The sequence below is a fragment of the Lysobacter korlensis genome, assembly GCF_042434515.1.
The window spans coordinates 226,207-238,930 of the sequence record NZ_JBHLTG010000008.1 but is presented as its reverse complement, the minus strand read 5'-3'; the positions used below and the strand labels follow the sequence as shown (position 1 = coordinate 238,930).

At 70.1% G+C, this 12,724-nt stretch carries 11 protein-coding genes; all 11 read left to right on the top strand.

Going from position 1 to position 12,724, the window contains the following annotated elements:
• The first annotated feature begins 75 nt into the window (after positions 1-75).
• The 11 genes from ACFFGH_RS27560 to ACFFGH_RS27510 all read left to right on the top strand — a co-directional run bounded on the left by ACFFGH_RS27560 (position 76) and on the right by ACFFGH_RS27510 (position 12,722).
• Entirely contained in the window at positions 76-462 is a 387-nt protein-coding gene (locus tag ACFFGH_RS27560; RefSeq protein WP_386674527.1) for an SCO2097 family morphological protein, read from the top strand.
• Positions 463-892: 430 nt separating this feature from the next.
• Entirely contained in the window at positions 893-1,324 is a 432-nt protein-coding gene (mraZ, locus tag ACFFGH_RS27555; protein ID WP_386674525.1) for a division/cell wall cluster transcriptional repressor MraZ, read from the top strand.
• Positions 1,325-1,391: 67 nt separating this feature from the next.
• Positions 1,392-2,381 (top strand): 16S rRNA (cytosine(1402)-N(4))-methyltransferase RsmH, encoded by a 990-nt coding sequence (rsmH, locus tag ACFFGH_RS27550; RefSeq protein ID WP_386674523.1) that lies wholly within the window; start codon positions 1,392-1,394, stop codon positions 2,379-2,381.
• Positions 2,378-3,016, top strand: a complete 639-nt coding sequence (gene ftsL, locus ACFFGH_RS27545) for a cell division protein FtsL (RefSeq protein ID WP_386674520.1) — start codon at positions 2,378-2,380, stop codon at positions 3,014-3,016. Before rsmH ends, ftsL begins: the two co-directional genes overlap by 4 nt.
• A gap of 37 nt (positions 3,017-3,053) precedes the next feature.
• Positions 3,054-4,790 (top strand): peptidoglycan D,D-transpeptidase FtsI family protein, encoded by a 1,737-nt coding sequence (locus tag ACFFGH_RS27540; protein WP_386674518.1) that lies wholly within the window; start codon positions 3,054-3,056, stop codon positions 4,788-4,790.
• A 27-nt stretch (positions 4,791-4,817) separates the two neighbouring features.
• On the top strand, positions 4,818-6,371 hold the full coding sequence (locus tag ACFFGH_RS27535) for a Mur ligase family protein (protein WP_386674515.1): 1,554 nt from the start codon (positions 4,818-4,820) through the stop codon (positions 6,369-6,371).
• On the top strand, positions 6,368-7,774 hold the full coding sequence (locus ACFFGH_RS27530) for a UDP-N-acetylmuramoyl-tripeptide--D-alanyl-D-alanine ligase (protein WP_386674511.1): 1,407 nt from the start codon (positions 6,368-6,370) through the stop codon (positions 7,772-7,774). Before ACFFGH_RS27535 ends, ACFFGH_RS27530 begins: the two co-directional genes overlap by 4 nt.
• Positions 7,771-8,889 (top strand): phospho-N-acetylmuramoyl-pentapeptide-transferase, encoded by a 1,119-nt coding sequence (mraY, locus tag ACFFGH_RS27525; protein WP_386674509.1) that lies wholly within the window; start codon positions 7,771-7,773, stop codon positions 8,887-8,889. The genes ACFFGH_RS27530 and mraY overlap by 4 nt, the downstream gene beginning before the upstream one ends.
• Positions 8,874-10,436, top strand: coding sequence for a UDP-N-acetylmuramoyl-L-alanine--D-glutamate ligase (gene murD / locus ACFFGH_RS27520; protein WP_386674506.1), 1,563 nt, complete (start codon positions 8,874-8,876; stop codon positions 10,434-10,436). The genes mraY and murD overlap by 16 nt, the downstream gene beginning before the upstream one ends.
• On the top strand, positions 10,366-11,634 hold the full coding sequence (ftsW, locus tag ACFFGH_RS27515) for a putative lipid II flippase FtsW (protein ID WP_386674503.1): 1,269 nt from the start codon (positions 10,366-10,368) through the stop codon (positions 11,632-11,634). Before murD ends, ftsW begins: the two co-directional genes overlap by 71 nt.
• Positions 11,631-12,722 carry a UDP-N-acetylglucosamine--N-acetylmuramyl-(pentapeptide) pyrophosphoryl-undecaprenol N-acetylglucosamine transferase gene (locus ACFFGH_RS27510; RefSeq protein WP_386674501.1) on the top strand — a complete coding sequence of 364 codons (1,092 nt, stop codon included), beginning with the start codon at positions 11,631-11,633 and terminating at the stop codon, positions 12,720-12,722. The genes ftsW and ACFFGH_RS27510 overlap by 4 nt, the downstream gene beginning before the upstream one ends.
• The last annotated feature ends 2 nt before the right edge of the window (positions 12,723-12,724 follow it).

The following is a 12,724-nucleotide window of genomic DNA, read 5'->3' as shown; positions in this document are numbered from 1 at the left end:
TAGCCTAGCGAGGAGCGGGGACCCTAGAATTGAGAGCTACCGGCCGGGTGGATGAAGGGTGAAAGAGGGAACGAAATGCCGTTGTCCGAACAGGAGCAGCGCCTCCTCGACGAGATGGAGCGCAGCCTCTACCACAACGATGCCGACTTCGTCGCGACGATGGGCGCTCGCTCCGGTGCGCGACCGAACTACACCTCGCTGGTCGTCGGCATCCTGGTGGCAGTCCTCGGGATCGCCACGCTGGTGACGGGTGTCATCGTGCAGCAGCCGCTCGTCGGTGTGCTGGGCTTCGCCATCATGTTCGCCGGCGTCCTCGTCGCGATCACGCCCCGACGCTCGGGCGGCAAGGCCCAGGCCAGAGGCCCCGCCCGGCCCACCAAGGGCACCCGCCGCAATTCCGGCGGGTTCATGGACTCCCTCGGCGAGCGGTGGGACCGCCGCCAGGACGGCCACGACCGCTGATCCGGGGCCGCTGATCCGGGCGCAAGCACCCGAGTTGCGGCGATCCGCCGCTTCTCTGCGATCCATCCAGCGACTTGCCGCAATTCGCGCGCCCGCGATGGGCGCGAGGTGGTCGCCGCTCCTCCACCGGCCTCCACCTGCAGCGCTGATCCTCCACCTCGCTCCGCCGCCGCGCCGTTTCCAGGGCTGACCCGACCGGGTCGGCCCTTTTTAGTGCCCTGACAGCTCCGGAACTCCCGTACCGCCCACCCGGGGCCGATGGTCCGGCCTGGGTCGGCTTCCGTCCGGGCAAGTGGCGGGGGAGGGGCTGTGGCCCCAGTTGGGGGGATGTGGGGCCGATTTCCAGGCTTCAGGGGTGGAAAGTGGTGCTGAGTGGAGTAAAGTGGAGGCATAACCCACCACCCGGGCCGGGAAGTGAGGGAGACACGACGTGTTCCTCGGTACTTACGCGCCCAAACTCGACGAGAAGGGGCGGATCATCTTGCCGGCGAAGTTCTGGGACGAGCTCTCCTCAGGGGTCGTCCTGACCCGCGGGCAGGAACGCTGCGTCTACGTCTTCAGCTCGGCCACGTTCCAGCAGCAGCTGGAGCACCTCCGGAACGCGCCGCTCACCAACAAGGCCGGCCGCGACTACCTGCGCCTGTTCCTCTCTGGGGCGAGCGACGAGGTGCCGGACAAGCAGCGCCGAGTCACCATTCCGCCGATGCTCCGCGAGTACGCGGGGCTCGACCGTGAGCTCACCGTGATCGGGGCGGGCAACCGCGCCGAGATCTGGTCCACCGAGGCGTGGAACGCCTACTACGCCGAGAAGGAAGAGGCGTTCGCGAACACCGAGGAGGAGGTGATCCCGGGAATCTTCTGACGCCTGACCGCTGACTCCCAGCCGATTCCGCCCTGACGCAACTTCCCCTGCGGCAGGTCAGATCCGGATGGGGATCAGCAGGCAGGGGTCGGGCGCCTGGCACCTCATGCAGAACGACATCCACATCCCGGTGCTGCTGGAGCGCTCGATCGAGCTGCTCGCCCCCGCCCTCGAACGGCAGGGCGCCGTGCTGGTCGACGCCACCCTGGGCCTCGCCGGTCACGCCGAGGCGTTCCTGCGTCGCTTCCCGGACCTCACACTGGTCGGTCTCGACCGCGACCCGCAGGCCCTGGAGCTCGCAGGCAAGCGCCTCGAGGAGTTCGCCGGCCGCGTCCACCTGGTCGGCGCCGTCTACGACGAGCTGCCCGAGGTGCTCGAGCGGCTCGGCATCGCCGGTGCCGCCGGGATCCTCTTCGACCTCGGCGTCTCGTCCCTGCAGCTCGACCGAGTGGAGCGCGGGTTCTCGTACTCGCAGGACGCCCCGCTCGACATGCGGATGGACGGCACCTCGCCGCTCACCGCGGAGCGCGTGCTCGCGGACTACAGCGAGGCCGAGCTGCGCCGGATCTTCTACGAGTACGGCGAGGAGAAACTGGCACCCCGGTTCGCCCGCAAGATCGTCCAGCGCAGGCAGGAGCATCCGCTCACCCGCTCCGGCGAGCTGGTGGAGCTGATCGCCGCCGCGACGCCGGCAGCCGCCCGCCGGTCCGGCCACCCCGCGAAGCGGGTGTTCCAGGCGCTGCGCATCGAAGTGAACGCCGAGCTCTCGGTGCTGGAGCGTGCCATTCCCGCAGCCCTCGACGCACTCGAGCTCGACGGCCGAATCGTCGTGCTGGCATACCACTCCCTCGAGGACCGCATCGTCAAGCGTGAGCTGGCGGCCCGCTCCGCCTCGACCGCCCCGCGCGGCCTGCCGGTGGAGCTTCCGGAGCATCGACCCGAATACCGACTCCTCGTCCGCGGCGCCGAGCTCGCGAGCGAGGAGGAGCGCGAGCGCAACCCGAGAGCGGCGTCCGTCCGCTTGCGCGCCGCGCAGAGACTGAGGAGAGCGGCATGAGCGCTGCACCGGTCCTCGCGCCTGCCGTCGACACGCTGCCCCTGACCCCGCAGCGCGCCCCCGAGCAGCCCGCACGCCCAAGCCCGACCCCCGTCCGGCCCGCGCCGGTCGAGGCGGCGCCGCGCGAGAAGCGCGCCGCCCGGCCGCGGATCCGCTACGCCATCGTGGCGGTGGCCGGCATCTTCGGCATCCTGCTGGCGCAGCTGCTGCTCAGCATGGTGGTGTCGGAGGGCGCCTATGAGATCCAGGCGCTGCAGAGCGCCAACAAAGAACTCGGTCGCGACGTGCAGCAGCTCACCGAGGCGCAGCAGCGGCTGAGCTCGACCCAGAATCTGGTGGCGAACGCCGCGGCCCTCGGCATGGTGAACGACCCGAACCGGGTGTTCCTGCGCCTGTCCGACGGTGCCGTGCTGGGCAGCCCGGTTCCGGCGAGCGCCGACAACGCCGCCGTCACGAACTCCGACCTGGTATCCAACGTGCTGGTCGAGGACCTCCCCGTCGCAGCGGCCGTGGCTGAGGACGGCAAGAAGGCGGCGGCTGACGATCCTGCCGTCCCGGGCGCGGCGGACGGACAGTCCGCGGACGGCGGCCTAGCCTCGAGCGAAGAGGGGCTGCCCTCGCCCGTCACCCGCTGATCCCGGCCCTGGGATCGCGCCGGCTGGAAGGACTCGCGTGAACGAACGGCGCCGTGCACAACGTCGTCTCACCGTCACGCTGCTGGCGCTGTTCGCGATCGTCGCCGTGTTCTCGGTGCGGCTCGTCGACATCCAGGTGGTGCAGGCCTCCACCCTGAACGCCGACGCCGCCGGGAAGCGGAGCATCAACGAGATCACCTACGGCACACGGGGCAGCATCGTCGACAGCGACGGGACCGTGCTGGCCTACAGCGTCAATCGCTACGACATCAAGGTCGCCCCGAACATCCTGCTGAAGCGCGGCGTGACGGAGCGGCTCACGAACAACCTGGCCGACATCGCCGAGCTGACCGGTCAGGATCCGGACGACCTGCTGAAGATCCTCACGGACGACCCGGAGTCGAACTTCGCGTACCTCGTGAAGGGGATCGACACCGAGACCTTCCGCGCGGTGCGCAACCTGAACATCGCAGGCCTCGCCTTCGAGCCGCGGCCGACCCGGCTCTATCCGAACGGAGCGATCGCGGGGAACCTCGTCGGATTCGTCGGCACCGACGGCGCCCAGGCAGGCACCGAGCTGATGGAGGACGAGTGCCTCGCCAGCACCAACGGCACCTCGATCTACGAGCGGAGCGCCGACGGGGTGCGCCTGCCGAATAGCACCGTGACGCTCGAGGAGCCCATCGACGGCGGCACCGTGCGACTCACGATCGACAGCGATCTGCAGTGGTTCGTCCAGCAGGCCCTCGCCGAGCAGGCGATCGCCACGAAGTCCGACTGGGCCACCGCGTGGGTGGTGCGAGTGAAGGACGGGCACATCATGGCGGCAGCCGACTGGCCGACCGTCGACCCGAACGACGTCAGCAGTGCCCCGCGCGACGCGCTCGGCGCCCGGGCGTTCACCACCCCGTACGAGCCGGGCTCCACCTTCAAGGCGATGAGCATGGCGATGCTGCTCGACGCCGGTGTGGCCGCGCCCGATACCCAGATCGTCGCGAAGGGACGCTTCGAGCTGCCCACGGGCGAGGTGATCAGCGACGCGTGGGACCACCCGGACCTCAACTACACCCTGGCGGGCACGCTCGTGAACTCGTCGAACACCGGTGTCGCCGCGCTGGTCGACCGGCTGTCGCAGGAGGCGCGCTATGAGTACATGGAGCGATTCGGGGTCGGTTCCCGAACGGCGGTCGGGTTCGCCGGCGAGTCGGCCGGCATCTCCCGCCCGGTGAGCGACTGGCAGGGCTCCGACCGGTACAACATCATGTTCGGCCAAGGTGTCTCTGCCACGACGGCGCAGGTCGCCGGGATCTACCAGACGCTCGGCAATGGCGGGGTGCGGATGCCGCTGACCCTGATCGAGGGATGCGAGCTGCCAGACGGCACCGTCCAGAAGGCGGAGCCGGTCGAGCCGGTCCGCGTCGTCTCGGAGTACGCAGCGGACAGCATCGTGCAGATCCTCGAGAACACGGTCACTCAGGGCGGACTCTCGCAGACGGTGCAGATCCCCGGCTACCGCATCGCCGCGAAGACCGGAACGGCCGAGGTCGCGCAGCCGGGAATCGGCTACGGCAGCGACCGGATCGTGTCCGTCGCGGGCGTCGCACCGGCCGAGGATCCGCAGTACGCGGTTATCGTGACCCTCGGTCTGCCGGATACGATTAAGACTTCGGCGGCGGCAGCCCCGACCTTCAGCAAGATCATGAGCCAGACGCTCACGACGTTCCGTGTGACACCCTCCACGGAGCCGGCGCCACAGATTCCCCTGACCTGGTGAGGCGAGCCAGGAGAGAATGAGGACATTGTGACCGACCGGATCCCTCCGGTTCTCCGTCCCGAACATCCTTCAGCAAGGCCACTCGCCGAACTCGTCTCCGAATTCGGGCTCGAGTATCTCGGCACCCTGGGCGGTGTCGACCTGACCGGGATCTCGATCAACTCCGAAGAGGTGGAGCCGGGCGACCTGTACGTCGCCGTGGCCGGGGCCCGCCGGCACGGCGCCGAGTTCGTCGATCGTGCGAAGGAGCGCGGCGCCGTCGCGCTGCTCACGGATCCCGCGGGCGCGGAGCTCGCGAAGGACTCCGCGCTTCCCATCATCGTCGTCGACTCACCGCGCGAAGCGCTCGGCGCGATCTCCTGCTGGGTGTACCGAACGCAGGAAGAGCAGGAGGACCCGGCGAAGATTTTCGGCGTCACCGGCACGAACGGGAAGACGTCCACCTCCTACCTGCTCGCCGGCATTCTGCGGCAGCTGGGCCTCGTCACCGGCCTCAGCACCACGGCGGAGCGGCACATCGGCGACCTCAAGGTCGTCAGCCGGCTCACCACGCCGGAGGCGAGCGAGATCCATGGGCTCCTCGCCCGGATGCGGGAGAGCGGCGTGCGGGCGGTCGCCCTCGAGGTGAGCGCCCAGGCGCTCAGCCGGCACCGGGTCGACGGCATCGTCTTCGACGTCGTCGGTTTCACCAACCTCAGTCACGACCACCTCGACGACTACGCCGACATGGAGGAGTACTTCTGGTCGAAGCTGCCGCTCTTCGACCCGGATCGCGCCCGCCGCGGCGTGGTGTGCCTCGACTCGGAGCCGTGGGGCCAGCGGTTCGCCGACGAGGTGCGCATCCCGTTCACGACCATCTCGTCGCGTCCCGAGGTCGAGGCCGACTGGCGGGTCGAGGTGCTGGACGAGCAGGCGACCCACACGGAGTTCCGGCTCACCGGCCCGGAGGGCCGCTCCATCACGACCCGAGTGCCGCTCATCGGCTGGCACATGGCGGCGAATGCGGGGCTGGCGATCGTCATGCTGGTCGAGGCGGGCTTCGACCTGTCCGCCATCGGACAGGCGCTCGACGACGACGGCGGCATCGTCGCCTACCTCCCCGGCCGTACCGAGCGGGTCTCCGGCGACCGCGGCCCCGCCGTCTACGTCGATTTCGGGCACAGCCCAGACGCGTTCCTGAACACGCTCGCCGCGGTCCGCCGGTTCACGCCCGGCAAGGTCATCATGCTGTTCGGCGCCGACGGCGACCGAGATGCGACGAAGCGGCACGACATGGGCCGAGTCGCGGCCGAAGGGTCCGACGTGCTGATCATCACCGACCACCACCCCCGGTTCGAGGACCCCGCCTCGATCCGCAAGACTCTGCTGGACGGGGCCCGGCTTGCCGAGCACGAGCCCGAGACCCACGAGGTGAGCCCGCCCGAGGCGGCGATCCGCTTCGCGGTGTCGCTGGCGGGCGAGGGCGACTCGATCCTGTGGGCGGGTCCGGGACATCAGGACTACCGCGACATCGAGGGGGTACGCACGCCGTACTCGGCGCGTGATCTCGCCCGCGAGGCGTTGCGCGAGGCCGGCTGGTGATCCCGCTGCAGCTCGAGGAGCTGGCCCGCATCACCGAAGGCCGGCTTCTCCTCCCGGCGGGGATCTCGGGCACGACCGAGGTCGCCGGATCGGTGCAGACCGACTCGCGGCTCGTCGAGCCGGGCTCGATCTTCTTCGCGCTTCCCGGTGAGCACACCGACGGCGCCCTGTTCGCCACGTCCGCCGTCGAGAACGGCGCGGCGGTCGTGGTTGCCGAGCAGGAGCTCGACCTCGCCGCTCCGGTGCTCGTCGTGACGGACGGCGTCGAGGCCCTCGCGAGACTCGCCTCCGCTGTCGTCGCCAGGGTGCGCGACGCGGGCCGGCTGAAGGTCGTCGGCATCACCGGATCCAACGGCAAGACCACCACGAAGAACCTCCTCGGCGCCATCCTGTCGGCGGAGGGTCCCACCGTGGCCCCGCGGGAGTCCTTCAACAACCACGTCGGCGCTCCGGTGTCGATGCTCCGGGTCGAGGCGGACACCAGACACCTGATCGTCGAGATGGGCGCCAGCAAGGTCGGCGACATCGCCCGGCTCGTCCGCATCGTCCGGCCGGATGTCGCCATCGTGCTGAAGGTCGGCCTGGCGCACGCCGGCGAGTTCGGCGGGGTGGAGGCGACGCAGCGGGCGAAGTCTGAGCTCGTCACCGACCTCGGCCCCGCTGACGTCGCCATCCTCAACGCCGACGACAGTCGGGTCGCCGCGATGGCGGAGCTCACGCGGGCGAAGGTGCGCTGGTTCGGGCTCGGCGAATCCGCGGACGTCCGTGCGGAGAACGTGCAGGCGAGCGCCGAGGGCACCACGTTCACCGTGGTGGCCGGCGCCGAACGCGCCGAGGTGCGTCTGAAGATCCTCGGCGAGCACCACGTGATGAACGCACTCGCCGCGCTCAGCGCCGCGACCACCCTCGGCGTGCCGCTGCAGCGCGCCGTCGCCGCCCTTCAGGAGGTGGCCCGCGCGGAGCGCTGGCGCATGGAGGTGCTGCAGCCGGGCGGCGGGATCACCGTGATCAACGACGCCTACAACGCAAGCCCCGACTCCATGGCGGCGGCGCTGAAGACGCTCGCGCAGATCCGCCGGCCGGGGGAGCGCACCGTCGCCGTGCTCGGGGAGATGGCGGAGCTCGGCGAATACGCCCGCGAAGAGCACGACCGGATCGGCCGGCTCGCCGTGCGACTCAACATCGACCGGCTCATCGTGGTCGGTGAGGCCGCCCGTGCCATCCACCTGGGAGCGGGCCTTGAGGGCTCGTGGAACGGCGAATCGGTCCAGGTCGCGGACACCGACGCGGCCTACGATGTGCTGCGTGAGGAACTGCGGGCAGGCGACGTCGTGCTCGTGAAGTCCTCCAAGTCGGCGGGCCTGCGCTTCCTCGGGGACCGGATCGGAGGCGCCACTTCGTGATCGCCCTCCTCGTCGCTGCAGCGTTCGCGGCCCTCTTCACGCTGCTGCTCACGCCGTTGTTCGCGCGGCTGTTCCGGCGTTTGCGGCTGGGTCAGTTCGTGCGCGCCGACACCCCGTGGGACCACGTCGTGAAGCGCGGCACGCCCTCCATGGGCGGCATCGTGTTCATCACCGGGGCGATCCTCGGCTACGTGGTCGGCAAGCTGACGGCGGCGCTCGTCGGGCGGAGCATCAGCACGCCCGAGTTCACCCTCTCCGCCGGGCTGGTCATCCTCATGATGGTGGGGCTCGGGGCGGTCGGCTTCGTCGACGACTTCCTGAAGGTCCGCAAGCAGAACAGCCTCGGTCTCGCCGGCTGGTACAAGATCATCTTCACGGTGATCGTCTCCGCGCTCTTCGGCTGGATCGCCATCTTCGGCAACGACGGGAACGGGCTCGCGCCGGCGTCGACATCGATCTCGTTCATCCGAGACGTCACGCCGAGCCTGATCAGCATCTTCGGCGTGACCGCCGGAACCATCGCGCTGCTGCTCTGGATCTCGCTGATCACGGTCAGCACCACCAACGCCGTGAACCTGACGGACGGGCTCGACGGACTCGCGGCCGGCGCCTCGATCTTCTCTATCGGGTCGTACATCATCATCGGGTTCTGGCAGTTCAACCAGTCGTGCCTCAGCGTCCGCGACAATGTGATCGCCGAGCGCTGCTACACGGTCTCCGACCCCCTCGACCTCGCCACCATCGCGGCCGCCATCGTCGGGGCCCTCATCGGGTTCCTGTGGTGGAACACCTCGCCGGCGCAGATCATGATGGGCGACACCGGCTCCTTCGCGCTCGGCGGCGCCCTCGCGGCGCTCGCAGTGCTCACCCGCACGGAGCTGCTCCTGCTCCTCATCGGCGGCCTCTTCATCCTGGGGCCCGCCTCCGTGATCCTGCAGCGGGCATACTTCAAGGCCACCAAGGGCAAACGGATCCTGCGCGCCAGCCCACTGCACCATCACTTCGAGATGAAGGGATGGGCGGAGGTCACGATCGTCGTGCGGTTCTGGCTGATCGCGGGCCTCTTCGTCGCCACGGGTGTCGGCCTGTTCTATCTCGAATGGCTGTCGAGCTGAGCGGCCGGCACGAGCACGGGCGCCGTCCGGAGAACCTGACCAGCTGGCACGCCGACTGGTCGAGTCTCCGCGTGGTCGTGCTCGGCGCGGGCGTCACCGGGTTCGCCGCAGCCGACACCCTCGCCGAGCTCGGCGCCCGAGTGCTGGTGGTCGCCGACCAGGTGGACGAGCGGACCGCCACGCTGCTCGAGGTGATCGGCGTCGCGACGGCGACGGTTCCCGAGGCTGAGCAGTTCGATCCCGAGCTGGTGATCGTCTCGCCCGGCTTCCGGCCCGGCCATCCGTTCCTCCGCTGGGCGGAGCGCAACGACGTCGCCATCTGGGGCGACATCGAGCTGGCCTGGCGGCTGCGCGACAAGGTCGGTCAGCCCGCCGAGTGGATCCTCGTCACGGGCACCAACGGCAAGACCACCACCACCCAGCTGGCGGCGACGATGATCCTCGCCTCCGGCCGTCGCGTTGCGCCCTGCGGCAACATCGGCATCCCGGTGCTGGACGCGATCCGCGACCCCGCCGGCTTCGACGTGCTCGTCGTCGAGCTGTCCAGCTTCCAGCTGCACTGGGTCAACCGGAACCCTGGCGGTCAGCTGGTCCCGCACGCGAGCGTGTGCCTCAACATCGCCGACGACCACCTCGACTGGCACGGCGGCGCGGAGGCGTACCGGGCGGCGAAAGGCAAGGTCTACGACAACACGAAGGTCGCCTGCGTCTACAACCGCGACGACGACGCCACGAGGATCCTGGTGGAGGAAGCCGACGTGGTGGAAGGGGCCCGCGCCATCGGCTTCACCCTCGGCGTGCCCGGACCGAGTGACTTCGGCATCGTCGAGGGCATCCTCTGCGACCGCGCCTTCCTCGAGGACCGGCGCAACTCCGCGCTCGAGCTCACCACGGTGCAGGCACTCGCGGCGTCCGGCCTCGCCGCCCCGCACTTCGTGGCGAACGTGCTCGCCGCGGCGGCGCTCACGCGATCGATCGGAGTCGAGCCGGCCGACATCCGGCGGGCGCTCGAGGGGTTCAGGGTCGACGCGCACCGCACCCAGCAGGTGGCGGAGACCGACGGCGTCCGCTGGATCGACGACTCGAAGGCCACCAATCCGCACGCGGCCGACGCCTCCCTGCGCGCCTTCCCGAACGTGGTGTGGATCGTCGGCGGGCTGCTGAAGGGCGTGGAGATCGGGCCGCTCGTGAAGACCCACGCGGCGCGGCTCACCGCAGCGGTCCTCATCGGCGCCGACCGCACCGCCGTGCTGGAGGCGTTCGCGCGACACGCGCCCGCACTCCCGCTCTTCGAAGTGAGCCAGGCGGAGACTGGGGACGTGATGCGCGAGGCCGTGCGGCTCTCCGCCGCCGTCGCCAAGCCGGGCGACGTGGTGCTGCTGGCCCCGGCGGCCGCGTCAATGGACCAGTTCACCGACTACGCCGATCGCGGCAACCGCTTCGCCGAAGCAGTGCGGCTGCACCTGGAAGGACCGGATGACGACGACGACCCGACCCGTCCGTCGACCGGCGGCCAATCGTCCGGCGGCCGGCCGCCCGGCGCCTGACCGCAGCGCGCAGGCCGCCGGTGGCACGCCTGTCCTCGAGGACGTGAGCGCGCCGGTCGCCGTCGTCCGCGTGCGGCGGCTGTTCTCGCCGGACACCTCCAACTACGTGCTGCTGCTCAGCACGACGGTGTTCCTCGTCATCTTCGGCCTCGTCATGGTGCTGTCCTCCTCGGCGATCGAGGACTTCCGCGACGCCGGCGCGGATCGCGGGCTCGGCAACTTCTTCAGCTCGTTCTCCCGGCAGGGCCTCTTCGCCGCCATCGGCATCCCCATCATGCTGATCGCCTCCCGGATGCCGGCCGCATTCTGGAAGAAATGGGCGTGGGCAGCTCTCGCGCTGGGGGTGCTGCTGCAGCTGTTCGTCGTGGTCGCAGGGGTCGGCGACTACAACCGGAACTGGATCGCGATCGGCCCGGTCACCGTGCAGCCGTCCGAGTTCGTGAAGCTCGGTCTCGCGCTCTGGCTCGCGATGATCCTCGTCAAGCGGCGCGAGTCGCTGACCAGCTGGAAGCCGCTGCTGGTCCAGGTCGGCCCGGTCGCGGCCGTGGCGATCGGCCTCGTGCTGGTCGGAAACGACCTCGGCACGACGATCGTGCTGCTGGCGATCGTGCTCGGCGCGCTGTTCTTCGCCGGCGTGAAGCTGCGCTACCTGACCGTCGCGGTGATGATCATGGCCGCCCTCGGCGCCATGGCGTCGATGGTCAGCAGTTCCCGCATGGAGCGCATCCTGCTGTGGGTCCACGGCTGCAGCGCTGACGACTACTCCAGCCTCTGCTGGCAGCCGCAGCACGGTCTCTTCGCGCTGGCGGCGGGCGGCTTCTTCGGCGTCGGGCTCGGCAACTCGAAGGCCAAGTGGTCGTGGCTGCCTGCGGCGCACAACGACTTCATCTTCGCCATCATCGGCGAGGAGCTCGGCATGCTCGGCGCGCTTGTCGTGCTGCTGCTGTTCGTCGTGCTCGCGGTGGCGTTCGTGCGGATCATCCGCTCCGCGCGCGACCCGTTCGCCAGGATCGCCGCGAGCGCCGTGATGGTCTGGGTGGTCGGGCAGGCGTTCGTGAACATCGGTGTGGTGCTCGGCCTGCTGCCGGTGCTCGGCGTGCCGCTGCCGCTCATCTCCGCCGGCGGGTCCGCGCTCATCTCGACGCTCCTCGCCATCGGGATCGTGCTCTCCTTCGCGAGGACCAAGGAACCAGTGTGACGGGCTATCTCCTCGCCGGCGGAGGGACCGCCGGCCATGTGAACCCCCTGCTCGCCGTCGCCGACCGGCTTCGCGAACAGCAGCCGGACGACACCGTGCTGGTGCTCGGCACCCGGGAGGGGCTGGAGGCCCGGCTCGTCCCGGAGCGGGGCTACGAGCTCGTCCCCATCCCGAAGGTGCCGTTCCCGCGGCGGCCGAACGCTGCCGCGCTGAAGTTCCCCGGAACCTTCGCCGGAGCGGTGAAGTCGGTGCGGCGGACGATCCGGGAGCGCGGCATCGACGTCGTCGTCGGCTTCGGCGGGTACGCCGCGGCGCCCGCCTACGTCGCGGCGCGCCGTGAGGGGATCCCCATCGTGGTGCACGAGCAGAACGCGAAACCCGGGTTCGCCAACCGTCTGGGTTCCTGGTTCACCCGATTCGTCGGCGTGACCTTCGACGGCACCCCGCTGAAGCACGCCCGCGTCGTCGGGATGCCGCTGCGCCGCGAGGTCGCGACCGTCGACCGGGCGGAGGCGCGGACGCTGGCCGCCGGCCTGTTCGGCCTCCAGCCCGCGAAGCGCACCCTGTTGGTCACCGGCGGTTCGACGGGAGCCCGGCGGATCAATGCCACGGTCGTCGACTCGCTGGAGCGCCTGCTCGCCACGGGCTGGCAGGTGCTGCACATCGTGGGGGAGCGGTCCGAGGTTCGCAATCCCGCCGTTCCCGGGTACGTGCAGCTGAACTACTGCGACCGCATGGAGGTCGCGATCGGCGCGGCGGACTTCGCCGTCTCCCGGGCCGGAGCGACGACCGTGAGCGAACTCGGCGCGGTGGGCGTCCCGGCGGTCTACATCCCGTACCCGGTCGGCAACGGGGAGCAGCGTTTCAACGCGCAGGGCGCGGTCGCCGCCGGCGCGGCAGTGCTCGTCGACGACGCGGCCTTCACCCCGGAGTGGGTCGACCGCTCCCTCGTGCCGCTCCTCGGCGACGCTGAGGCGGTCGCCCGGATGGCAGAGCGGGCGCGTGGGATCGGCGTCCGCGACGGAGCCGCGCGGGTCGTCGAGCTCATCGCCGAGGCCCTCCAGGATCGCCCGGCCCGGCCGAACTAGGA